15 protein-coding genes are annotated in these 22672 nt (G+C 69.4%); 5 read left to right on the top strand and 10 right to left on the bottom strand.

Features of this window, described 5'->3' with window-relative positions:
- Positions 1–7: 7 nt before the first annotated feature.
- From KF887_09165 to xdhA, 4 genes are read right to left on the bottom strand one after another with little or no spacing between them, the layout of a single operon-like run.
- The gene (locus KF887_09165; protein QYK43241.1) at positions 8–1537 is read right to left on the bottom strand and encodes an ABC transporter ATP-binding protein; all 1530 of its coding nucleotides are present in this window, start codon (positions 1535–1537) and stop codon (positions 8–10) included.
- Positions 1534–2472 carry a xanthine dehydrogenase accessory protein XdhC gene (gene xdhC / locus KF887_09170; GenBank protein QYK43242.1) on the bottom strand — a complete coding sequence of 313 codons (939 nt, stop codon included), beginning with the start codon at positions 2470–2472 and terminating at the stop codon, positions 1534–1536. Before xdhC ends, KF887_09165 begins: the two co-directional genes overlap by 4 nt.
- The gene (xdhB, locus tag KF887_09175; protein QYK43243.1) at positions 2465–4819 is read right to left on the bottom strand and encodes a xanthine dehydrogenase molybdopterin binding subunit; all 2355 of its coding nucleotides are present in this window, start codon (positions 4817–4819) and stop codon (positions 2465–2467) included. The genes xdhC and xdhB overlap by 8 nt, the downstream gene beginning before the upstream one ends.
- Positions 4816–6192, bottom strand: a complete 1377-nt coding sequence (xdhA, locus tag KF887_09180; GenBank protein ID QYK43244.1) for a xanthine dehydrogenase small subunit — start codon at positions 6190–6192, stop codon at positions 4816–4818. The genes xdhB and xdhA overlap by 4 nt, the downstream gene beginning before the upstream one ends.
- Positions 6193–6503: 311 nt before the next feature.
- Between xdhA and KF887_09185 the strand changes: the two genes are divergently transcribed.
- On the top strand, positions 6504–7049 hold the full coding sequence (locus KF887_09185) for a DUF2269 family protein (GenBank protein ID QYK43245.1): 546 nt from the start codon (positions 6504–6506) through the stop codon (positions 7047–7049).
- 38 nt (positions 7050–7087) lie between these two features.
- On the top strand, positions 7088–10525 hold the full coding sequence (dnaE, locus tag KF887_09190) for a DNA polymerase III subunit alpha (protein QYK43246.1): 3438 nt from the start codon (positions 7088–7090) through the stop codon (positions 10523–10525).
- 65 nt (positions 10526–10590) lie between these two features.
- Here the strand turns inward: dnaE and KF887_09195 are convergent, their stop codons facing one another.
- Positions 10591–12870, bottom strand: a complete 2280-nt coding sequence (locus KF887_09195; GenBank protein QYK43247.1) for an adenosylcobalamin-dependent ribonucleoside-diphosphate reductase — start codon at positions 12868–12870, stop codon at positions 10591–10593.
- Between the two features lie 95 nt (positions 12871–12965).
- On the opposite strand from KF887_09195, the gene KF887_09200 reads away from it, so the two are divergent.
- Positions 12966–13397 carry a DUF1489 domain-containing protein gene (locus KF887_09200; protein ID QYK43502.1) on the top strand — a complete coding sequence of 144 codons (432 nt, stop codon included), beginning with the start codon at positions 12966–12968 and terminating at the stop codon, positions 13395–13397.
- A 129-nt stretch (positions 13398–13526) separates the two neighbouring features.
- On the opposite strand, the gene KF887_09205 is transcribed toward KF887_09200, so the two are convergent.
- The 5 genes from KF887_09205 to KF887_09225 all read right to left on the bottom strand — a co-directional run bounded on the left by KF887_09205 (position 13527) and on the right by KF887_09225 (position 20150).
- Positions 13527–14858 carry a sigma-54-dependent Fis family transcriptional regulator gene (locus KF887_09205; GenBank protein ID QYK43248.1) on the bottom strand — a complete coding sequence of 444 codons (1332 nt, stop codon included), beginning with the start codon at positions 14856–14858 and terminating at the stop codon, positions 13527–13529.
- Positions 14855–16603, bottom strand: a complete 1749-nt coding sequence (locus tag KF887_09210; GenBank protein QYK43249.1) for a sensor histidine kinase — start codon at positions 16601–16603, stop codon at positions 14855–14857. Before KF887_09210 ends, KF887_09205 begins: the two co-directional genes overlap by 4 nt.
- 76 nt (positions 16604–16679) lie before the next feature.
- Complete coding sequence (locus KF887_09215; GenBank protein QYK43250.1) at positions 16680–17033, bottom strand: DUF1850 domain-containing protein; 354 nt, start codon at positions 17031–17033, stop codon at positions 16680–16682.
- On the bottom strand, positions 17030–19108 hold the full coding sequence (locus KF887_09220; GenBank protein ID QYK43251.1) for a TRAP transporter permease: 2079 nt from the start codon (positions 19106–19108) through the stop codon (positions 17030–17032). The genes KF887_09215 and KF887_09220 overlap by 4 nt, the downstream gene beginning before the upstream one ends.
- A gap of 82 nt (positions 19109–19190) precedes the next feature.
- Positions 19191–20150 carry a TAXI family TRAP transporter solute-binding subunit gene (locus KF887_09225; protein ID QYK43252.1) on the bottom strand — a complete coding sequence of 320 codons (960 nt, stop codon included), beginning with the start codon at positions 20148–20150 and terminating at the stop codon, positions 19191–19193.
- 206 nt (positions 20151–20356) lie between these two features.
- On the opposite strand from KF887_09225, the gene KF887_09230 reads away from it, so the two are divergent.
- Together KF887_09230 and KF887_09235 are read left to right on the top strand one after the other, a co-directional pair.
- A complete protein-coding gene (locus tag KF887_09230; GenBank protein QYK43253.1) occupies positions 20357–21259 on the top strand; it encodes a LysR family transcriptional regulator in 903 nt (300 codons plus the stop codon).
- A gap of 143 nt (positions 21260–21402) precedes the next feature.
- Positions 21403–22554 (top strand): ABC transporter substrate-binding protein, encoded by a 1152-nt coding sequence (locus KF887_09235; GenBank protein QYK43254.1) that lies wholly within the window; start codon positions 21403–21405, stop codon positions 22552–22554.
- Positions 22555–22672: the final 118 nt, after the last annotated feature.

Here is a 22672-nt window from a genome sequence, read left to right on the forward strand (position 1 = left end):
GCGCCAGTCAGTGCCCATGATGCGCCACCTCCATGCCATGCGCGCCGCCCATCATCAGGCCGATCTCGTCGATGGTCAGGCCCTGCACCGGGCGGGGTTCGCTCAGCCGTCCGCCGTTCAGCGCTGCAAAGCGGTCTGCCACCTCCAGCAATTCGTCCAGGTCCTGGCTGATCACCACGACCGCCGCGCCCTCGCCCGCGCGGTCCAGGATGGCCTGCCGGATCGCCGCCGCCGCCGCCGCATCCACGCCCCATGTGGGCTGGTTGATGATCACGACCCCGGGCGCCTGGCTCAATTCGCGGCCCACCACGAACTTCTGCAGGTTTCCCCCCGAAAGCGCCCGCGCCGCCACATGCGTTCCCGGGGTGCGGACGTCGAACTGTTCCACGATCCGGGCCGCGAAGTCGCGTGTCGCCGACCAGTCGATGAAGCCGCGCCGGGTCAGCCCCTTGCGGACCGCGCCCGACAGCAGGGCATTCTCGACAAGGCTCATGTCGGGGGCCGCCGCATGGCCCAGCCGTTCCTCGGGTGCTGCCACAAGGCCCAGCTTCCGCCGGTCGTTGGGGCCGAGCGTGCCCACCCCCGCGCCGTCGATGCGCACCGCGTCGCTCGGGGTCTTTAGTTCGCCCGACAGCGCCAGCAACAGTTCGTCCTGCCCGTTGCCTGCCACGCCCGCGATCCCCAGAACCTCGCCCTGCGCGACGCTGAACGACACGTCCTTCAGCGCCGTTCCGAAGGGGATCGGGGATGCGACCGAAAGGCCGGTCACCTGCAGCGCCACCGCACCGCCTGCGCGGGGGTGTCGTTCCGGCGGGGTCAGCGTGGCGCCGACCATCAGTTCCGCCATCTCGCGCGCGGTCCGCTCGCGGGGGGTGCAGGTGGCCACCACCTTGCCGCGCCGCAGGATCGTCGCCGCATCGCAAAGCGCGCGGATTTCCTCGAGCTTGTGGCTGATGTAGAGGATTGCGGTGCCCTCGGCGCTCAACTGCCGCAGCGTCTTGAACAGGATGTCCACCTCCTGCGGCGTCAGCACGCTGGTCGGTTCGTCCATGATCAGAAGCTTGGGGTCCTGCAGCAGGCAGCGCACGATCTCGACCCGCTGGCGTTCGCCGGCCGACAGGTCGCCGACCATCCGCGCAGGGTCGAGCGGCAGGCCATATTCCTCACTCACGGCCTTGATGCGGGCCGACAGGTCGCGCATCGGCGGGGGGGTCTCCATGCCCAGCGCCACGTTCTCGGCCACGTTCAGCGCCTCGAACAGGCTGAAGTGCTGGAACACCATGGCCACGCCCGTCCGCCGCGCCTCGGCGGGCTCGGCCGGTGCGAAGGGCGCCCCGCGGAACCGCATCGTTCCCGAGTCCGGCTTGACCAGCCCATAGATCATCTTGACCAGCGTGGACTTGCCCGCACCATTTTCGCCAAGCAAGGCATGCACCTCGCCCATGCCGATGGAAAATGACACGTCGCTGTTGGCAACGACGCCGGGATAGGCCTTGGTCACGCCTTCGACCGCCAGAAGTTCGGGCCGCTCCGTCATCGCGCATTCTCCTGCCGGTTGGTTCCCATGGTGCAGCCCCGCAGGATTTCTGCCGCGACGCCGATTGCGATTGCCTGCGGGTGCTTGCCAAGGGCGGGGTCGCCGATGGGGCAGCGGATGGTTGCCACCCGGCCGGGCGCGTGGCCGAGTGCCGCCAGCCGCGACCGGAATCGCGCCCATTTGCTTGCCGATCCGATCAGCCCGATGCCGGCAAAGCCATGGCCCAGCAACCGGTGGCAGAGGTCGAGATCCAGCGCATGCGAATAGGTCAGGATCAGGTGTTCCGCGTCACGTGGGACATGCGGCACCAGCGCGGCGGCATCGGCCGCGGGCAGCACCGTCACCCCGGCCGGGATCTCCGCCGGAAACCGGTTCTCGGCCACGTCGATCCAGGTGATCGCCAACTCCGGCAGCGGCGCCAGCACCGCCACCAGCGCGCGCCCCACATGTCCCGCACCCCAGACCCACAGGTGCCGAAGCGGCAGCGCCACAGGCTCGACCAGCCATCCCTGCGTCAGCGTGACGGCCGCCGGAACGCCCTGCGCGCGCGCCCGGTCGATGATGCGCCGCACGGACAGCGGCATGTCGCGCCCGTCGATGCTGCGCGCAACCACCCCCGCCACCGGAACCGGCAGGTTCCGCGCGTCGAACACCTCGGTCACAAGTGTCACGGCCCCGCCGCAGCACTGGCCCAGCGCGGGGCCGAGGGGCAGTCGATCGACCCGCGTTCCGCCGTCCGCCAGCATGGCCCGCGCCTGCCGCGTCGCCTCCCACTCCAGGGCGCCGCCACCGATCGTTCCCGACTGGCCGTCCTGCCAGACCAGCATGGCGGCCCCGGCCTCGCGCGGCGAGGACCCCACGAAATCCGCGATCACGACGCGGGCCACCCGCCCGTGAAGCGCGACCGTTGTGCGAAGACCGTCGAGATCAAGCATGGCCCCGCACCCTCCGCACCGCCGCCAGCACCCGTTCGGCTGTCGCAGGCGCATCAAGCGCAGGATAGACCGTGCCATCGCCGCAGGCCGCGACCGCGTCGGACAGCGCCATCAGCGCCGAAATGCCCAGCATGAACGGCGGCTCGCCCACGGCCTTCGACTTGCCCACCGTATCCTCGCGGTTCGCCCGACCCCAAAGCGCGACGTTGAACACGCGCGGGCGGTCGGAACAGGCGGGGATCTTGTAGGTCGAGGGGGCATGCGTCGTCAGCCGCCCCTTGCCGTCCCAGACCAGCTCCTCGGTCGTCAGCCATCCGGCACCCTGAACATAGGCCCCCTCGACCTGGCCGATGTCCAGCGCCGGGTTCAGCGAGGTGCCGGTGTCGTGCAGGATGTCGGCGCGAAGGATGCGGTTCTCGCCGGTCAGGCTGTCGATGACGACCTCGGTCACCGCGGCGCCGTAGGCGAAGTAATAGAACGGGCGGCCATGCCCCCGGATACGGTCCCATGTGATCTTTGGTGTCGCATAGAACCCTGTCGAGGACAGCGACACGCGCGCCTGATAGGCGCTTTTCGCGACATCGGCAAAGGCGTGGTCGGCGCCCTTCACGCGGACACGCCCGCCTTCAAAGACCACTTCCGACGGATCGGCCTGATGTTTCGCGGCAAGGTGCACCGCCAGACGGTCGCGGATCCGCGTGGCCGCGTCCTGTGCCGCCATTCCGTTCAGGTCCGACCCGGACGAGGCTGCGGTTGCCGAGGTGTTGGGCACCTTGGCGGTGTCGGTGGCGGTGATCCGGATCTGCCCGGCCTCCAGCCCGAACACCGCCGCCGTTACCTGGGCGATCTTCTGGTTCAGCCCTTGGCCCATCTCGGTCCCGCCGTGGTTCAGGATCACCGAACCGTCCTGATAGACATGCACCAGCGCGCCCGCCTGATTGTACCAGGTCAGCGTGAAGCTGATGCCGAACTTCACCGGTGTCAGCGCGATCCCGCGTTTCAGGATCGGACTTTGCGCGTTCCAGGCGCGGATCGCGTCGCGGCGGGCGTGGAAATCGGATGTCCGCTCCAGCTCTGCCACCAGGTCGTCGCCAATGAAATCCTCGACTGGCATGCCGTAGGGCGTGGTCTGCGGCCCGATCTGCTCGGGTTTCGGCGAATGCGCGCCGCCGAAGCGGTGGCCCTTGCCCGCGCCAGCTGGCCCGACCGCACGGTAGAAATTGGCCTTGCGCACCGCCATGGGATCCTGGCCCGTGGCGTGGGCGATGTGATCCATCACGCGTTCGATTCCCACCATGCCCTGCGGCCCGCCAAAGCCGCGGAAGGCCGTGGCGCTCTGGGTATTGGTGCGCAGGCGGTGGCTTTCGATGCGGATCGCGGGCAGCCAGTAGCAGTTGTCGGCATGCAGCATCGCACGGTCGGCCACCGGCAGCGACAGGTCCTGGCTCCAGCCGCAGCGGAACAGATGCGTGAACTCCACCCCCAGGATGCGGCCTTCGGCATCCGCGCCGGCGCGATACAGGATCGCCAGATCGTGCCGCTTGCCGGTGATCACCATGTCGTCGTCGCGGTCGTAGCGCATCTTGACCGGACGGCCGGTGCGCGCGGCCACCACGGCGCAGGCGATGGCCAGCGCGTTGCCCTGGCTTTCCTTGCCGCCGAAGCCGCCGCCCATGCGCCGCATGTCCACGCGGACCGCGCTCATCGGCAGGTGCAGCGCGTGGGCAACCTTGTGCTGGACTTCGGTCGGGTGCTGCGTCGAGGAATGGATCAGCATGTCGCCGCCTTCCAGCGGGATTGCTGCCGCGACCTGGCCCTCGAGATAGAAATGTTCCTGCCCGCCCACCTCGAACCGGCCCTCGACGACGACGGGCGCGGTGGCCAGCGCCGCGCCGGCATCGCCCCGCGACCAGACGATGGGACCGCCCTCGAACCGGCTGTTCGCGGCCAGGGCCTGGTCGACCGTCAGCAGGGCCGGTCGCTCGCGGTACGCAATCCGCGCCAGCCGCGCGGCCTTGCGGGCGGCCAAGTGGCTATCGGCCACGACCAGGAACACCGCCTGCCCGACGTGATGGACGGTTCCCGTGGCAAGCAGCGGCTCGTCATGCACCGAGGGTGAACAGTCGGGAACCTCGTCGAAATCCTCGGCTGTCAGCACCATTGCCACGCCGGGCGCACTGCGCACGGCCGTCAGATCCATCGACAGGATGTCGCCATGCGCGACGGTGGACAGGCCGAAGGCCAGATGCAGCGCGGCACCCGGCATCGGAATGTCATCGACATAGCGGGCCTGGCCGGTGACATGCAGCGGGGCCGCGTCATGCGGCAGCGGGGCGCCGATCGTCATGTCCGGACCTCCAGAACCGAAACCCGGGCACCGGCAAGATCGTGCCAGTAGCGCGTCAGCATGTTCGCGGCGGCGGCGAGCCGGTAGTCCGCGCTGGCCCGCATGTCGCTCAGCGGCGTGAAATCCTGCGGGAATGCGGCCCTGGCGGCGTCGATGGTGCCGGGTGTCCAGGGGCGGCCGACCAGCATCGCCTCGACTTGGGCGGCGCGCTTCGGGATGCCCGCCATGCCGCCGAATGCGATGCGCGCGCCCGTGACGGTGCCGTTCGCCACCGTCACGTTGAACGCGCCGCACACCGCCGAGATATCCTGGTCGAAGCGCTTCGACAGCTTGTAGCACCGCAGCCCGGGCGCCGTCGCCGGAATCGTGACCGCCTCCACGAACTCGCCGGGGCGGCGGTCCTGCTTGCGGTAGTCGAGGAAGAAATCCTCCAGCGGCATGTCGCGCCGGTCGTTGCCCCGGCGCAGGTGCAGCGTGGCACCCAGGGCGATCAGTGCGGGCGGGCCGTCGCCGATCGGGCTGCCGTTGGCGATGTTGCCGCCGATGGTCGCGGCGTTGCGCACCTGCACCGACGCATAGCGGCGCAGCATCTCGGCAAAGGACGGATGCAGGGGCTTCATCGCCTCCCACAGGTCCGACAGGGTGACCATGGCACCGATCCGCAGCGCGTCGCCCTGCCGGTCGATGCGGGTCAGGTCGGTGCAGCGGTTCAGGAAGGCAACGGGCGACAGGTCGCGCAACTGCTTCGTGACCCAGAGACCGACATCCGTGGCCCCCGCAATCAGCGTTGCGTCGGGATGGTCCGCATACCATGCGGCCAGTTCGTCGGAACTGCGCGGGATCTGCACGGCGGGATCGCCCATCTCGGCCAGCGCGCCATCCGGTGCGGCGCGCATCCAGTCCGGCACCGGCTCTGCCGCCGCCGCCTCGGCGGCGCGTACGATCGGGGCATAGCCGGTGCAGCGGCACAGGTTCCCGGCAAGCTGGTCGTCATGGTCGGTGCGGCCGTTCAGATGCGCCGTCGCCATCGACATGACAAAGCCGGGCGTGCAGAACCCGCATTGCGACCCGTGGTGTTCCACCATCGCGCGCTGCACCGGATGCAGTGCGCCATCCGGACCGGCGATGCCCTCGACCGTGCGGACCGATTTTCCGTGCACCTGCGGCAGGAACAGGATGCAGGCGTTCAGCGCGCGTGCCCCCCGGTCATCCGTGACCATCACGGTGCAGGCACCGCAATCGCCTTCGTTGCAGCCTTCCTTGGTGCCGGTCAGTCCGCGACTGTCGCGCAGCCAGTCGAGAAGGGTCCGCGTGGGCGGTTCATCCGCCACACGGACCGGCGTTCCGTTGAGCAGAAACGCGATCTCCGACATGTCACAACCCGCCGCCTTCTCCCCGTTGGAGGCCTTGTGCGGGTCCGCCCGATGCGGCGTAAAGCGGGCCCGCGCCCCGGGACGTTTTCGCCCCTTGTTGTTGAAAGCATGAAGCCCGGCCCTGATCCACAAGGCAAGCGCCACGATTGCAGCGCCGGGCGAAGGAGTTTCAGGATTTGCCGAAAGAACGGGCAGGAGGTCGGCGCGGCGGCCGTTGGATCACGCGGCGGGTAAGGAATTCCGCACTCGACCGCGCCCCGGAAAGGCGGATATCCGCGCCGGATCGAAAATTATCGAACACAGGTGTTTCCATGGACCTCTATACCGGTCTCAAGTTCATGCATGTCCTTTGCGCGGTCGTCTGGCTGGGCGGAGGTTTTGCCTTCATCCTCCTCGGCTCGGTTCTGGTGGCGCGCGCCAGCGGTGACGCCGCGCACGGCAGCCTGACGGCCCTGATCAGGCACACCGCCTTCATCGGCCCGCGCCTGTTCATGCCTGCCAGCCTGCTGACCCTGCTGACCGGGATTTCGCTGGTCTTTGCGGGCGGGCTTGGCTGGCCGGCGTGGATCGTTCTGGGTCTGGCCGGTATCGCCTTCACCGCCGTGCTCGGCGCGGTGGCAATCGGCCCCGAGGCTGAACGGCTCGCGGCGCAGGGGCCATCCGTCGACCTGGCGGGCGCACAACGGCTGATGCGGCTTGGCCGGTTTGACTATGTCGTGCAGTTCGCCATCGTGTTCCTGATGGTGGCCAAGCCCGGCTGGGGCGATCAGGCCGTGCTGGGCGGGGTTGCGCTTGCCGTCCTGGTTGGCGCGGTGCTCTGCCTGCGGCCGGCGCAGCGCCGTCCCGCCTTCGCTTGACCCTTCACGCCGGGGGGCGGGCTGGCTAGGGTCTGCCCATGTCTGCCCCCCGATTCATCCACCTTCGCGTCCATACCGAATACTCGCTGCTGGAAGGCGCGGTGCCGGTCAAGAAGCTCGTGGCGCTCTGCCAGAAGGCGGGAATGCCGGCCGTCGCCGTGACCGATACCAACAACATGTTCGCCGCGCTCGAGTTCTCGACCACGGCGCTGTCGGCAGGCGTGCAGCCGATCGTCGGCTGCCAGGTGGCGGTTGCCTACGATCCCGCGCAGCCCGGCGAACGCCCGCGCCTGCCCGCGCCGGTCGTGCTGCTGGCGCAGGACGAGACGGGGTACATGAACCTGATGCGGCTGAACTCCTGCCTCTGGCTGGATGCGGGGGGACAGTTGCCGCAGGTGACGGTCGAGGAACTGGCGCAGCACGCCGCGGGCCTGATCTGCCTGACCGGCGGCGCCGAGGGGCCTCTGGGACGGTATCTTGTCAACGGGCAGTCCACAAAGGCGCGGGCCCTGGCCGGGCGGCTTGCCGCGGCCTTTCCGGGCCGGCTCTATGTCGAGGTGCAGCGCCACCCGGGCGACGCCGGCGCATTGCCCGAGTCGGAACGGGCCACCGAAGGCCCGATGATCGACCTTGCCTATGACATGGGCCTGCCGCTGGTCGCCACGAATGACGTCTATTTCCCCGAACCCGCGATGTTCGAGGCGCATGACGCGCTGATCTGCATCGCCGAGGGCGCCTATGTCGATCAGCAGGCCCCGCGCCGCCGCCTGACCCCCGCGCACTGCCTCAAGACCGAGGCCGAGATGTGCGCCCTGTTCGCCGACTTGCCGGAGGCGCTCGAGAACACGGTCGAGATTGCCCGCCGCTGTGCCTTCGCGGCCTTCAAGCGCAAGCCGATCCTGCCGCGCTTTGCCGATGACGAGGTCGAGGAACTGCGGCGTCAGGCGCAGCAGGGGCTGGCGGCACGGCTGGCGGTCATTCCCCATGCCGCCCCGGTCGAGACCTACGAGGCGCGGCTGGCCTTCGAACTGGGCATCATCGAGCAGATGGGGTTCCCGGGCTATTTCCTGATCGTGGCCGATTTCATCAAGTGGGCCAAGGCGCAGGGCATCCCCGTGGGGCCGGGGCGGGGGTCGGGGGCGGGCAGCCTGGTGGCCTATGCGCTGACCATCACCGACCTCGACCCCCTGCGCTACGGGTTGCTGTTCGAGCGGTTCCTGAACCCCGAGCGGGTCAGCATGCCCGACTTCGACATCGACTTCTGCATGGACCGTCGGGAAGAGGTGATCCGCTACGTGCAGGACCGGTATGGCCGCGACCGCGTGGGCCAGATCATCACCTTCGGCGCGCTGCTGTCCAAGGCGGCGGTGCGCGACGTGGGGCGGGTTCTGCAGATGCCCTACGGCCAGGTCGACCGCCTGTCCAAGATGATCCCGGTCGAGGGCGTCAAGCCGGTCAGCATCACCAAGGCGCTGGCCGACGAACAGCGCCTGCGCGATGCCGCCCGGGAAGAGGTGGTCGCGCGGCTTCTGGACTATGCGGCGGCGATCGAGGGGCTCTTGCGCAACGCCTCGACCCACGCCGCGGGCGTGGTGATCGGCGATCGCCCGCTGGATGAACTCGTGCCCCTCTACCAGGACCCCCGGTCCGACATGCCCGCGACGCAGTTCAACATGAAGTGGGTCGAGGCGGCGGGGCTGGTGAAGTTCGACTTCCTCGGCCTCAAGACGCTGACGGTGATCCAGAACGCGCTTGATCTGCTGCGCCTGCGGGGGATCGAGGTGGATATCGGCCTGATCCCGCTGGACGACGCCAGAAGCTATGAGCTTTACGCCGCTGCCCGGACGGTGGCGGTGTTCCAGGTGGAAAGCTCCGGCATGATGGACGCGCTGCGCCGGATGCGGCCCACCTGCATCGAGGATATCGTGGCACTGGTGGCGCTGTACCGCCCCGGCCCGATGGAGAACATCCCGGTCTACTGCGAGGTGAAGAACGGGCTGCGACCCCTTGAATCCATTCACCCTTCCATCGACCACATCCTGAAGGAGACGCAAGGCATCATTGTCTATCAGGAACAGGTGATGGAGATTGCCCAGGTCATGGCCGGCTATTCGCTGGGCGGTGCCGACCTGCTGCGCCGCGCCATGGGCAAGAAGATACCCGAGGAGATGGCCAAGGAACGCCCGAAGTTCATCGAGGGCGCGGTCAAGAACGGCGTGTCGAAGGAAAAGGCGGGCGAAGTCTTTGACCTTCTGGAGAAGTTCGCGAACTACGGGTTCAACAAGTCCCACGCCGCCGCCTATGCGGTCGTCAGCTACCAGACCGCCTGGCTCAAGGCCAATCACCCGGTCGAGTTCATGGCGGCGGTGATGAACTGCGACATCCACCTGACCGACAAGCTGGCCGTCTACAAGCGCGAGGTGGACCGGATGGGTATCCGCACCGTGGCCCCCTGTGTCAACGCCTCCGAGGCGATGTTCTCGGTGCGTGACGGTGCGGTGGTCTACGCGCTTGGCGCGCTGAAGAATGTCGGGGTCGAGGCGATGCGTCTGATCGTGGCCGCCCGGCGCGACCAACCCTTTGCCGATCTTGCGGATTTCGCCCGGCGCGTGGATCTCAGGCGGGTCGGCAAGCGGCCGCTGGAGATGCTGGCCCGCGCCGGGGCCTTCGACCGGCTGGAGCGCAACCGCGCGCGGGTGTTCGAGGGTCTGGACACGCTGGTCGCCTGGTCCGCCACGATCCATGAGGCCCGCGCCTCGGCGCAGGTCAGCCTGTTCGGCGAACCGGGCGCCGACCTGCCGCCGCCGCGCCTGCCGTTCCGAGACGACTGGCTGCCGGTCGAGCGGCTGGCCGAGGAGCATCAGGCGATCGGGTTCTACCTGTCGGGCCATCCGCTGGATGACTACATGGGCGCGCTGCGCCGGCGCGGTGTGCAGACCCTGGCCGAGGTGGCGGCGGCGGTGGAACGCGGCCCGCTGGTGGCCCGGATCGCCGGGTCCGTGTCATCGCGGCAGGAAAAGAAATCCGCGCGGGGCAACAGGTTCGCCTTTGTCAGCCTGTCCGATCCGACAGGGCTTTACGAGGTCACTGTGTTCTCGGACACGCTGGAGGCCGCACGCGCCTTTCTGGAACCGGGGGCGAATGTGGTGCTGACCGTCGAGGCGACGCCCGAAGGCGAGGGGGTCAAGCTTCTGGCGCGCGGGGTGGAACCGGTGGACCGGGTGGCCGAGGCGGGCGGCACCAGCGGGCTGCGGGTGCATCTGGACCGCGAGGAGGCCGCCGGCGCGGTTGCCGCGCTGCTGGCGCGGATCGGCGCCGAGGCCGGCCGCAAGGCGCGGGCGCCGGTGCATCTGTGCGTCCGCCCCGACCCGGACCGCGAGGTCGAGATCGTGCTGGGGCGCGACTTTCCGGTATCGCCCGCGATCAAGGGCGCACTGCGGGCGGTGCCCGGCGTGGCGATGGTCGAGGATCTCTAGCCTTCATCCGGAGTCTGAAGAACATCGTTCAATATTCTGCTATTCAATGATTTTTCTGGATTCTACTAGCCGCACTTCGAGAATCCGCAGGCCGCGCAGGTCAGGCAACCCTCGATCATCCGCAGGTCGTGGCTGCCGCAGGACGAACAGCTGCGCCCGCGCGGCAGCGCCACCACATCGGCCTTGGGATCGGATTTCAGGCCCAGCCCCTCACCCTCGATGAAGCCGATGGCGATCAGGTGGCGTTCGATCACGCCGCCGATGGCGGCAAGGATCGACGGGATGTAGCGGCCTTCCATCCAGGCCCCGCCGCGCGGGTCGAACACCGCCTTCAGTTCCTCGACGACGAACGAGATGTCGCCGCCGCGCCGGAACACCGCGCTGATCATCCGGGTCAGCGCGACGGTCCAGGCGAAATGCTCCATGTTCTTGGAATTGATGAACACTTCGAAGGGGCGGCGGTGCCCGGCGATGACGATGTCGTTGATGGTGATGTAGAGCGCGTGCTCGGAGCCCGGCCATTTCAGCTTGTAGGTCTGACCTTCCAGCGCCGTCGGGCGGTCGAGCGGTTCGGAAAGATAGACCACCTCGGCCCCGCCGGGCGCCGCGTGCAGTTGTGCGGGCTGCTCGGCCGGCGTCTTTTCCGAGGATTCCGAGACGCTGAGCACCGAACCGGTGACGTCGTTGGGGCGATAGGTGGTGCAGCCCTTGCAGCCCATGTCCCATGCCGCCATGTAGACATCCTTGAAATCGTTGAAGGAAATGTCCTCGGGGCAGTTGATCGTCTTGGAGATGCTCGAATCCACCCATTTCTGTGCCGCCGCCTGCATCCGCACATGGTCAAGCGGGGCCAGCGTCTGGGCGTTCACGAAATGGTCGGGCAGCGGGGCGTCGCCGTGCAGCCTGCGCCACAGCGCGACGGCGTGGTCCACCACCTCCTCCTCGGTCCGGCTGCCGTCCTTCTGGAGCACCTTGCGGGTGTAGCTGTAGGCGAAAACCGGCTCGATCCCCGAGGAAACGTTGCCGGCATAAAGGCTTATGGTTCCGGTGGGGGCGACCGAGGTCAGCAGCGCATTGCGGATGCCATGGGTGCGGATGGCGGCGCGGACGTCCTCGTCCATCCCGCGCATGGTGCCCGAGGCGAGGTAGGGTTCGGCGTCGAACAGCGGAAAGGTGCCCTTTTCGCGCGCCAGGTCGACCGAGGCGAGATAGGCCGCACGGGCAATGGCGTGCATCCAGGTTTCGGTCATTTCCACAGCAGAATCAGAGCCATAGCGAAGCCCGACCAGCAGCAGCGCATCGGCGAGGCCGGTCACGCCCAGGCCGATGCGGCGCTTGGCCTGCGCCTCGGCGGCCTGCTGCGGCAGGGGGAAGCGGCTGGTGTCCACCACATTGTCCATCATGCGGACGGCGACGCGGGTCAGGCGGTCAAGCTCTGCCAGGTCGAGCGTGGCGCCGGCAGTGAAGGGGCCGGTGACGAGCGCGGCCAGGTTGATCGACCCGAGCAGGCAGGCGCCATAGGGGGGGAGCGGCTGTTCGCCACAAGGATTGGTGGCCGCGATCGTTTCCACATACGACAGGTTGTTGGCCGCGTTGATCCGGTCGATGAAGATCACGCCGGGTTCGGCCACGTCGTAGGTGGAGCGCATGATGCGGTTCCACAGGTCGCGCGCGGGGATCGTGCGAAAGACCTTTCCCCCGAAGGACAGTTCCCATGGCGCGTCGTCCCGCACGGCGGCCATGAACGCGTCGGTGACTAGCACCGACAGGTTGAACATCCGTAAACGGGCGGGGTCTTTCTTGGCCTCGATGAAGGCCTCGATGTCGGGGTGGTCGCAGCGCATGGTGGCCATCATCGCGCCGCGCCGCGACCCCGCCGACATGATGGTGCGGCACATCGCGTCCCAGACATCCATGAAGCTGAGCGGTCCCGAAGCATCGGCGGCGACCCCGCGCACCTCGGCGCCCTTCGGGCGTATGGTGCTGAAATCATAGCCGATTCCACCGCCCTGCTGCATCGTCAGCGCGGCTTCCTTCAGCGATTCGAAGATGCCGGGCATGGTGTCGGGGATCGTGCCCATGACGAAGCAGTTGAACAGCGTGACCGACCGGCCGGTGCCCGCGCCTGCCGTGATGCGGCCCGCAGGCAGGAACCTGAACCCCGCAAGTGCCTGATAGAAAACGGGTTCCCACTGTGCCGGATCGGCCTCGCATTCGGCGAGGGCACGGGCGATGCGGCGCCAGGTATCCTCGACCGTGCGGTCGACGGGCGTGCCGTCGGCCGCCTTCAGACGATACTTCATGTCCCATATCTGTTCGGCAATGGGGGTGGAGAAAGGGGACATGCGACCCTCGGGATTGTGGATAAGTCGGGGGAGGCCACAAGATAGGGCAGGGGGGGGCGATTGTCCACCTTGCCGTCGCCGTCCGGCCGCCTATCCTGCGGGCCATGATTCACATTCTGAAGCTGTGCGTGGGCGCCGAAAGCGTCGAGGATCTGGCCGACTGGCAGGCCAGCCAGGCGGGCCGCTGGCCGAAGGGCCGGGCGGTGCATGTGACGCGGATGTGGCCGAAGCGCGAGGCCGAGGTGCTGGACGGGGGGTCGCTGTACTGGGTGATCAAGGGCTTGATCCTGTGCCGCCAGCGCATACTGGATCTGGAGCAGGTGACCGAGGGTGACGGGATCAGCCGCTGCGCGATCCATCTGGACAGCGCGATCCACCGGACCGAGGCGGTGCCGCGCAGGCCGTTCCAGGGCTGGCGGTATTTCGACCCGTCCGAGGCGCCCCGCGACCTCGATTCCGGCCGGATTCGCGACGATCTGCTGCCGCCGGAGATGGCGCGGGCGCTGGCGGACATGGGCTTGCGGTAGCGTGAGGAATGCCGCGCAAGGCATTCGTGCGGCTGCGGAAACCGGAACGTTACCGGAAGATGAACGGTCTGGCTCGCGTCTGGCCTGCGTCTGGCGCGCGTCTGGCATCGGCTGGCACCGCGCGGCCGATCAGTCGGGCGCAGGACCTTCCGCGGTGAGGCCGTAGCGGCGCATCTTGTCGTTCAGGGTGCGGCGCGGCAGGCCCAGCGTCTCGGCGGCGCGCACGGTGTTGCCCCGGTGCCGGTCGAGCGCGGCAGCGATCTCGCGCGCCTCGAAGGCGGCCACCCGGTCGGCCAGCGTGGCGTCGGGCAGCACCGGAGCATCGCCCGCGCGCAGGTCGAGCAGGCCCAGCGCATGGGCCTCGGCGGCGGCCTTGAGTTCGCGGACATTTCCGGGCCAGGGGCGGCGTGCCAGCAGGCGGCGCAGGCCGTAGGGCAGCGCCGGGTCGGGGCGGCCATAGCGGCGCGCGGCAAGCTGGGCGTAATGCGCGAAGATCAGCGCGATGTCGTCACCCGTCTCGCGCAGGGGGGGTGTCGCCAGTTCGGCGGCGGCCAGCCGGTAGAACAGGTCGGCGCGGAACCGGCCTTCGGCCGAGGCCGCGCGAAGGTCGGTCTTGGTGGTGGCGATCACCCGCAGGTCAACCGGGCGCAGGGTGTTTTCGCCCAGCCGTTCGACCATGCGTTCCTGCAGCACGCGCAGGAGCTTGGCCTGGAGCGGCTGGGGCATCGCCTCGACCTCGTCGAGCATCAGGGTGCCGCCCTGCGCGGCCTCGATCTTGCCCGGACGGGCGGGGCCGGCGCCGGGGAAGGCGCCCGAGGCATGGCCGAACATGATGGTTTCGAACATCGCCTCGGGCAGGGCGGCGCAGTTCACCGCGACATAGGGGGCACGCGCCCGCGGGCTGCCGCCGTGCAGCGCGCGGGCCGCAAGTTCCTTGCCGGTGCCGGTCTCGCCGGTGATCACCACATCGACATCCAGCGGGGCCAGCGCCGCGATCCGGTCGCGCAGCGCGCGCAGGGCGCGGCTGTCGCCCAGGATGGCCGTGCCGGTGCGGTCGGCCAGCGCGGTCTGCAGGCGCCCGACCTCGGCCCGGGTGGCATGGGCACGCAGGGCCCTGTCGATCACCGCGACCAGATGCGCCGCGTCATAGGGTTTTTCGAGAAAGTCCTCGGCCCCGGCGCGGATCGCCTGCACCGCATGGGCGACGTCGCCATGGCCGGTGATCAGGATGACCGGCAGGTCGGGCGCCTGCGACCGCAGCGCGGCGAGCAGCGCCAGCCCGTCGGTGCCGGGCATCCGCAGGTCGGTCAGCAGCAGGTCGGGCGGATCGGCGGCAAGCGCGTCGAGCGCCGCGGCGGCGGCGGGGAAGCCGCGCACCGAATGGCCCGCCGCGGTCAGCAGGTCGGCCAGCGCGGCGAGGTGGTCGGCGTCATCGTCCACCAGGAACAGGCGCGCGGTCATTCCGCGGCCTCGGCCCGGGCGGCGGCGGGCAGCGTGACGGTGACGGTCGTGCCCTGTCCGTCCTGCGAGGCGACGGCGAGGTCGCCGCCGAATTCGGCGAGGATCGCGCGGCTGATCGCAAGGCCGAGGCCCAGCCCCTCGCCCCCAGTCTTGGTCGAGAAGAAGGGTTCGGTGACGCGGGGCAGGATGTCGGCGGCGATGCCCTGGCCGGTGTCGGCCACGATCAGGCGCAGGCCGGACGGCGTGCTGTCGAGCGTGACGCGGATGCTGCCGTCCGCGCGCCCCTCGACCGCGTCGAGCGCGTTCAGGAGCAGGTTCACGACGACCTGTTCCATGCGCACCGCGCCCGCCATCACGGTGACGGCGCTATCGGGGGCATCGAAGCCGGGCATCACGCCCACCGCGCGGGCGCGTGGGGTGACGAGCTCGATCGCCGAAGCGACGACCGGGCGCAGGTCGATCAGCGACAGGGTGCCCGCCTCTTTCCGGCCGAAGCTTTTCAGGTGCCGGGTGGTGCGCTGCATCCGGCGGATCAGGCCGCGCGCGGTGGCAAGGCGCGGGGCGGTGCGGCTGTCCTGCGGGGCCAGACCCATCTCGGCAGCGGCAAGGGTCGCCTCCATCGCGGCGAGGGGCTGGCTGATCTCGTGCACGATGGCGGTGGACATGCGGCCGAGGGCGGCCATCTTTTCGGCATGGATCAGGTGTTCCTGGGCGGCGCGCAGGTCGGATTCGGCCTGGGCGCGGGCCTGAACCTCGCGCGCGAGGTCGATGGTGCGGGCGGTCACCATGGCTTCGAGCCGGTCCGACTGGCTGAGCCGCAGGGCGAGGATCTGGCGGCGCTGCGCGCGGGCCTTGGCCAGTCCCGCCAGGAACAGCGCCAGCAGCGCGGCGCCCAGCGCCCAGCCCGCGGCGGTGGCGGTGACGGCGGCCGCAGGGCGGGCGGCGATCAGGCGCCAGCCGGGGCCGGGCAGCGCGGCAAGCCGCAGGATCAGGCCCGCCCCGGCCGCGTCGGCGCCATCGGGCGGGGCCGCGAGGATCGGATCGGCGGCGGCCAGCGTTACGCCATCGTAGGTGCGTTCGCGGGCAAGCCGTGCGAGCGTGTCGGGCGCCAGGGGCACCAGCGGGCGGTAGAGCCAGCCCTGCGGGCCGGCCAGGAACACCACCCCGTCGGCATCGGCCAGCGCGACGGTGGCGCCCGCGCCTTGCCAGGTGGCCTGGAAGGGGCGCAGATCGACCTTGACCACCAGCACGCCGGTCAGCGGGCCCGCCGTGACGCGGGTCGAGAGGAAATACCCGGGAACGCCGGTGGTCACGCCGATGGCGTAGAACTGGCCGCGCCCGCGGTCCATCGCCTGCCGGAAATAGGGACGGAAGCCGTAGTCCTGCCCGACGAAGCTGCCCGGGCGGTTCCAGTTCGAGGCGGCGATGGTGACGCCCTGCGCGTCGATCAGGAACAGTTCCGACGCGCCCGCATGGGCCGCGACGGTTTCCAGATAGCGGTTGGCGGCATCGAGGGCACGCGGATCGGTCAGCGCGGCACGGATGCGGGCATCCTCGCCCGCGACCGAGGGCAGGGCGGCGAAGCGGTCGATTTCGGCCTCGACGGCGCGGGCCGTCAGCAGGAGCGTCCGGTCGAGATCGTCGCGCAGCCCGGCGGTGGCGATCTGGCGGGCCAGCGCATAGGCGAGGAGCGCCGCCAGAAGGGCGGCAAGCAGCGGCAGCAGGGCAGGGCGCAGGCGTGGCATCCCCGCATCCTGCGGAAGGACGGCGCGGACGGAAAGGGGGCGCGCGCGGTTCACCGGTGGAAAGGCCGCCCGGCGGTCACGGGCAGGGCCGCAGCGTGAGGGGCGCGCCGGGGGCGGCGCCGAGGTCGTGGCAGGCCGCGGCGTCGCAGAGCCGCCAGCCCGCGCCGGTGGCGCCCGAGGCCGCGAGCGTCAGGGCGGGCAGCGACAGTCCGGGCGACCAGGTCCACCAGCCGTCGGCCAGGACGGCGCCGGGGCCCGGTTCCATGCCCGCGCCCGAACCGCGCACCGCGGCGCGGTCGAGATGCAGGGCGCCCTCGGCGATGCGCCAGTGCTCGCGCCATTCGGTGCGTTCGACCGAATGGGTCCAGGTGAGCGTGAAGGCGGGACCGGCCAGCAGGATCGCCGCCGCCCCCGCCACGAGGCAGGTCACGCCCGCGCCCTCTGCATCAGGTAGTGCTGGGCGACGAACAGCGCGACCAGGGCAAAGCCCACCCCGTCGGTCGCGGGCAGGGCCAGCACCAGCGCCCCGGCCGCCGCCATCGCAAGTGACCGCTGCCAGAGCGTCAGCGGCCGCCCGAGCCAGCCGATCACCGCCACGCCCCAGAGACCGATGGCCAGCGCCGTCTTGGCCACGACATAGACCACCGCCGCGCCATAGCCCATGGACTGCGCCACCGGCCCGCCGTCCTGCAGCATCAGCGCGGGGGAATAGACCGCCATGAAGGGGATCACGAAGCCCGCCGCCGCGATCTTGACGGCGTTGAGGCTGATGGTCAGGCCGCGTTCCTTGGCGATCGGCGCGGCGGCGAAGCAGGCCAGCGCCACCGGCGGCGTGAGATCGGCGAGGATGCCGAAGTAGAACACGAACATGTGGCTGACGATCAGCGGCACGCCCAGTTCCAGCAGCGCCGGGCCGGCGATGGAGGAGGTGATGATGTAGTTGGGGATGGTGGGGATGCCCATGCCCAGCACGATGCAGGTGATCATCGTCAGGACCAGCGACAGGAACAGGCTGCTTTCGCCCACGCCCACGATGAACTGGCCGAAGGTGTTGGCGGCCCCGGTCAGCGTCATGGTGCCGATGATCACCCCGACCAGCGCGCAGGCGATGCCGACCGGCAGCGCGGTGCGGGCGCCATCGGCCAGCGCGTCGCGGCAGATGACCAGCGTCTCGCGCCCGCCGCGGGTCAGCGCGTTGGCCGCCACCAGCGCCACCACCGTGCCCAGCATCACCTTCGTTCCGAATTGCAGGAAGGCGGCGGCGAGCAGGCCGAGGCCGATCCAGAACACCAGGCGCAGAACGCCCTGCGGCAGGCCCAGCGCGGCCGAGGCGCCGAGGATCAGCATCACGGTAAGGCCAAGGCCCGCCGTCCCGGCATAGAGCGGCGTGTAGCCCGAGAACAGCAGCCAGACCAGCACGGCCAGCGGCAGGATCAGGTGCCAGCCCGCGCGCAGCGCCGCACGGGGCGAGGGCAGTTCGGATTTCGGCAGGCCGACAAGCTTCATCCGCCCGGCCTCGAGATGCACCATCCAGAAGGCGGCGGCGAAGTAGAGGATCGCGGGGATGATGGCGGCGCGGACGATCTCGACATAGGCGACGCCCAGCGTCTCGGCCATGATGAAGGCGACGGCGCCCATGACGGGGGGCATGATCTGGCCGCCCATGCTGGCCGTGGCCTCGACCCCGCCGGCAAAGCCCGCGCGGTAGCCGAACCGTTTCATCAGCGGGATGGTGAACTGGCCGGTGGTGACGACATTGGCCACGCCCGAGCCCGATATGGTGCCCATCAGCCCCGAGGACAGCACCGAGACCTTGGCGGCGCCGCCCATGCGGTGCCCGACGAGGCCGAGGCTGACGTCGGTGAACAGCCGGATCATGCCCGCCTTTTCCAGGAAGGCGCCGAACAGGATGAACAGGAAGATGAAGGTGGAACTGACGTAGGTCGGGATGCCGTAGATGCCTTCGGTGCCATAGGCCATGTGGTCGATGACCTGCGCCACGTCATAGCCGCGGTGGTTCAGCGGCGAGGGCAGGTGCTGGCCGAAGAAGCAATAGGCCAGAAACAGGCCCGCGATGACCGGCAGCGCGGGGCCCATCATCGCCCAGGCGGCGGCGAAGACCAGAACCAGGGCCAGTGCCCCGATCACCACGTCGCGGGTCAGGGGATCGCCGGCGCGCAGGATCAGCGGCACGTATTCCCACCACTGGTAGGCCGCGACCGCGACACCCGCCGCCGCCGCCGCCCATGCAAGGGCGCGCAACGCGGGGCCCGCGCCGCGCGCGATCGCCAGCAGCGGAAAGCCCAGCAGCATCAGGAAGCCGACGTGGAAGGCGCGGGCGATCTGGCTGGCGAAGTCGACCAGATGCGCGGCCGTGGCGATCTGGAAGGCCGAGAAGGCGACGGCGATCCAGAACAGGACGCGGCCGACCGATCCGGGCGGAAAGCCCCCCGCAAGCGGGTCATGCATGTTGGCCGCCGCCGGCGGCGCTGTCGGTTCGGTCATCGCCGCCCCTCTCCCCAAGGCAAGGCGGGACGGGCCGCCGGGTTCACCCCGCTGCGCCCGTCCCGGTTGACGTCCGGTTGCGTTACTGGATCAGGCCGACCTCGCGGTAATACCGCTCGGCCCCCGGATGCAGCGGCACCGGCATGCCGTCGAGCGCGGCGTCGCGGCTGATGGCGCGGGCGGCCTGGTGCGCGGCGACCAGTTCGGGCAGGTTCTCGAACAGCAGCTTGGTCATCTGGTAGGCGGTTTCCTCGTCGACATCCTCATGCGTGACGAAGAAGTTGCCCACGGCCAGCGTCTGGACGTCGGCGGTCTGGCCCTGGTAGGTGCCCGCCGGGATGGTCGCGGCGAGGTAGGGCGCGCCCAGCGTCTCGGCCACTTCGGGCGGGATCGAGACGATGGTGGTCGGGACCGAGGTTGCGAGGTCCTTGATCGAGGCGACGCCGAGGCCCGCCGATTGCAGCGTGGCGTCAAGCTGGCGGTTCTTCATCAGTTCGACCGATTCCGCGAAGGGCAGGTATTCGGTCTTGCCGAGATCGTCATAGGTCATGCCGAGAGCGGTCAGGATCGCGCGGGCGTTCAGTTCGGTGCCCGATTTCGGCGCGCCGACCGACAGCGACTTGCCCTTGAGATCGGCCATCGTGGTGACGCCGCTGTCGGCGCTGGCCGCGATCTGGATGTAGTTCGGATAGGCGGCCGAGATGCCGCGCAGCTTGGTCAGCGGTGCCGCGAAGCCCGCGTCGGCGTCGCCTTCCCAGGCGAGTTTCAGCGAATCGCCCAGCGTCAGCGCGAATTCGCCCTTGCCCTGTTGCAGCAGGTTCAGGTTCTCGACGCTGGCCTTGGTGGACTGCACCTGGGTGCGGGCGCCCGGGATGCCTTCGCCATAGACCTTCGAGAGCGCGACGCCGATCGGATAGTAGACGCCCGAGGTGCCCCCGGTCAGGATGTTGATGAACTGTTCGGCCTTGGCCGCCACGGGTGCCGCGACGATGGTGGCGCAAAGCAGCGCGGCGCGCAGGGCGCGCGGAACGAGATGGGTCATGGGTCCTCCCTTCGGACGTTGTGCGAACCCCGTTCTCCTCTTCGGGGCTGGGGGCACGATGCCGCGAAACCGGCGGCGGATGAACCGGTTTCGGCCATCATGGCCGAGATTTCTGGCAGAACCCCGCCAGACCCGGCGCAAACGCCCGCCACGGCCGCGCGCAGCCCGCGCTTGAGGCGGGGGGCCGGCAGGCATAGGACAGGGCGATGTCGTTCACGCTGCGCCAGCTGAAGTTCTTTGTCGCGGCCGCCGAGGCGGGCAGCGTGTCGGCCGCGGCGCGGGCGCTGTCGATCAGCCAGTCGTCGGTGACCGAGGCGATCCGGTCGCTGGAGGATGACCTTGGCGTCACGCTGTTCGAGCGGCAGGCGCGCGGCCTGCGGATCACCCATCGCGGCGCGGCCTTCCTGCGCCATGCGCAGCAGATCCTGAGCGATGTGGCGCTGGCACGCGATGCGTTCCGCGCCGAGGGCGAACCTGCCAGCGGGCGATTGTCGCTGGGGGTGACGAGCCTGGTGGCGGGCTATGTGCTGTCGGACATCCTGGCGCGGTATCGCCGGGCGTTTCCCGGGGTCGAGCTGAGCGTGATCGAGGAGACCGGCGACTATCTGCAGCACCTGCTGATCGGGGGCGAGCTGGATGTGGCGGTGCTGCTGACCAGTTCGGTGCGCGACCGGCACGCGTTCCATGTGGAATCGCTGCTGGTGTCGCCGTTCCGGCTCTGGCTGCCGCTGGGGCACGGGCTGGCGCAGCAGGAGTCCATCGCGCGGGAGGAACTGGCGAGCCATCCGCTGATCCAGCTGATGGTGGACGAGATCGAGGAGGCGACGCGGGCGCTGATGGCGGCCATGGCGGTGCCGCCCCGGGTGATGTTCCGCACCCGCAGCGTCGAGGCGGTGCGGTCGCTTGTGGCGACGGGGGCGGGGGTGGCGCTGCTGCCGGGGCTGGTCTACCGGCCCTGGTCGCTGGAGGGCGACCGGATCGAGATTCGCGACGTTTCGGGCGATCTGCCGACGGTGCAGGTGGGGCTGGCCTGGCGCCGGGGAGCGCCGCTGTCGGCGCCCGCGCATCATTTCGTGCGCACCGCGCAGGGGGCGGTGCAGGGGGGGTGACGCAATTTCAGGCATCGGTTTTTCCGATACCGTCATTCTGTCATTTGAATTTGCGAAAGGTCGCCGTGCGTTTCATGGTTTCCGGGCCAGCCGTCCGCGCCGAAAGACGGGCGGTCAATCCAGGGAGATTCCAGATGCCGCGCATGACGTCCACACTGACCACCCTGCTTGCCACCGCCCTTGCCGTGACCCCCGCCGCCGCGCAGATCGCCGCGCTGGGGACGCCCGAGGGGCAGGTCAACATCGTTGCCTGGCCGGGCTACATCGAGCGCGGCGAGACGATGAAGGAATTCGACTGGGTGACGAAGTTCGAGGAAGCCTCGGGCTGCAAGGTCAATGTCAAGACGGCGAACACCTCGGACGAGATGGTCGCGCTGATGAACGAGGGCGGTTTCGACCTGGTGACGGCCAGCGGCGACGCCAGCCTGCGGCTGGTGGCGGGCAAGCGGGTCCAGCCGGTGAACACCGACCTCGTGCCGTCGTGGTCGACGGTGGACGACCGGCTGAAGTCGGCGCCCTGGCACACGGTCGACGGGGTGCATTACGGCGTGCCCTACATGTGGGGCCCGAACGTGCTGATGTACAACACCGAGGTGTTCAAGGATGCCCCGCCGACGTCCTGGAACGTCGTCTTCGAGGAGATGACGCTGCCCGACGGGCAGTCGAACAAGGGGCGCGTGCAGGCCTATGACGGCCCGATCCATATTGCCGACGCGGCGCAGTACCTGATGTTCCACAAGCCGGAACTGGGGATCACGAGCCCCTATGAGCTGAACGAGGATCAGTACAAGGCGGCGCTGGACCTGCTGCGGGTGCAGCGGACGCTGGTGTCGCGCTACTGGCACGACGCCTTCATCCAGATGGACGACTTCAAGAACGAGGGCATGGCGGCAAGCGGCACCTGGCCGTTCCAGGTGAACCTGCTGCAGGGCGACAAGGTGCCGGTGGCCAGCGTGATCCCGCAGGAGGGGGCGACAGGCTGGGCCGACACGACGATGATGCATGTGGATGCCGCGAACCCGACCTGTGCCTATCTGTGGATGGAGCATTCGCTGGCGTCGAACCTGCAATCGGACCTGTCGGTCTGGTTCGGGGCCAACCCCTCGGTTCCGGCCGCCTGCACCGACGGGCGCGGGATGCAGACCGCCGAGGGCTGCACGAAGAACGGGCTGGACGACTTCGACAAGATCCGGTTCTGGACCACGCCGGTGGCCAACTGCTCGCAGGGGGCGGGGACCTGCGTGCCCTATTACCGCTGGGTGTCGGACTATATCGGGGTGATCGGCGGGCGCTGACCGCCGCGCGGGTCCGAACCCATGCCCTCCCCGCGACCGGGGAGGGAGCCGCCCTTGTGACATGCGCTGCACCCGGCCGTTCCGCCGCCTGACCTTCCGCCTTGCGGGGAAGGGACCG

Source organism: Paracoccaceae bacterium (genome assembly GCA_019454225.1).
Lineage (GTDB): Bacteria > Pseudomonadota > Alphaproteobacteria > Rhodobacterales > Rhodobacteraceae.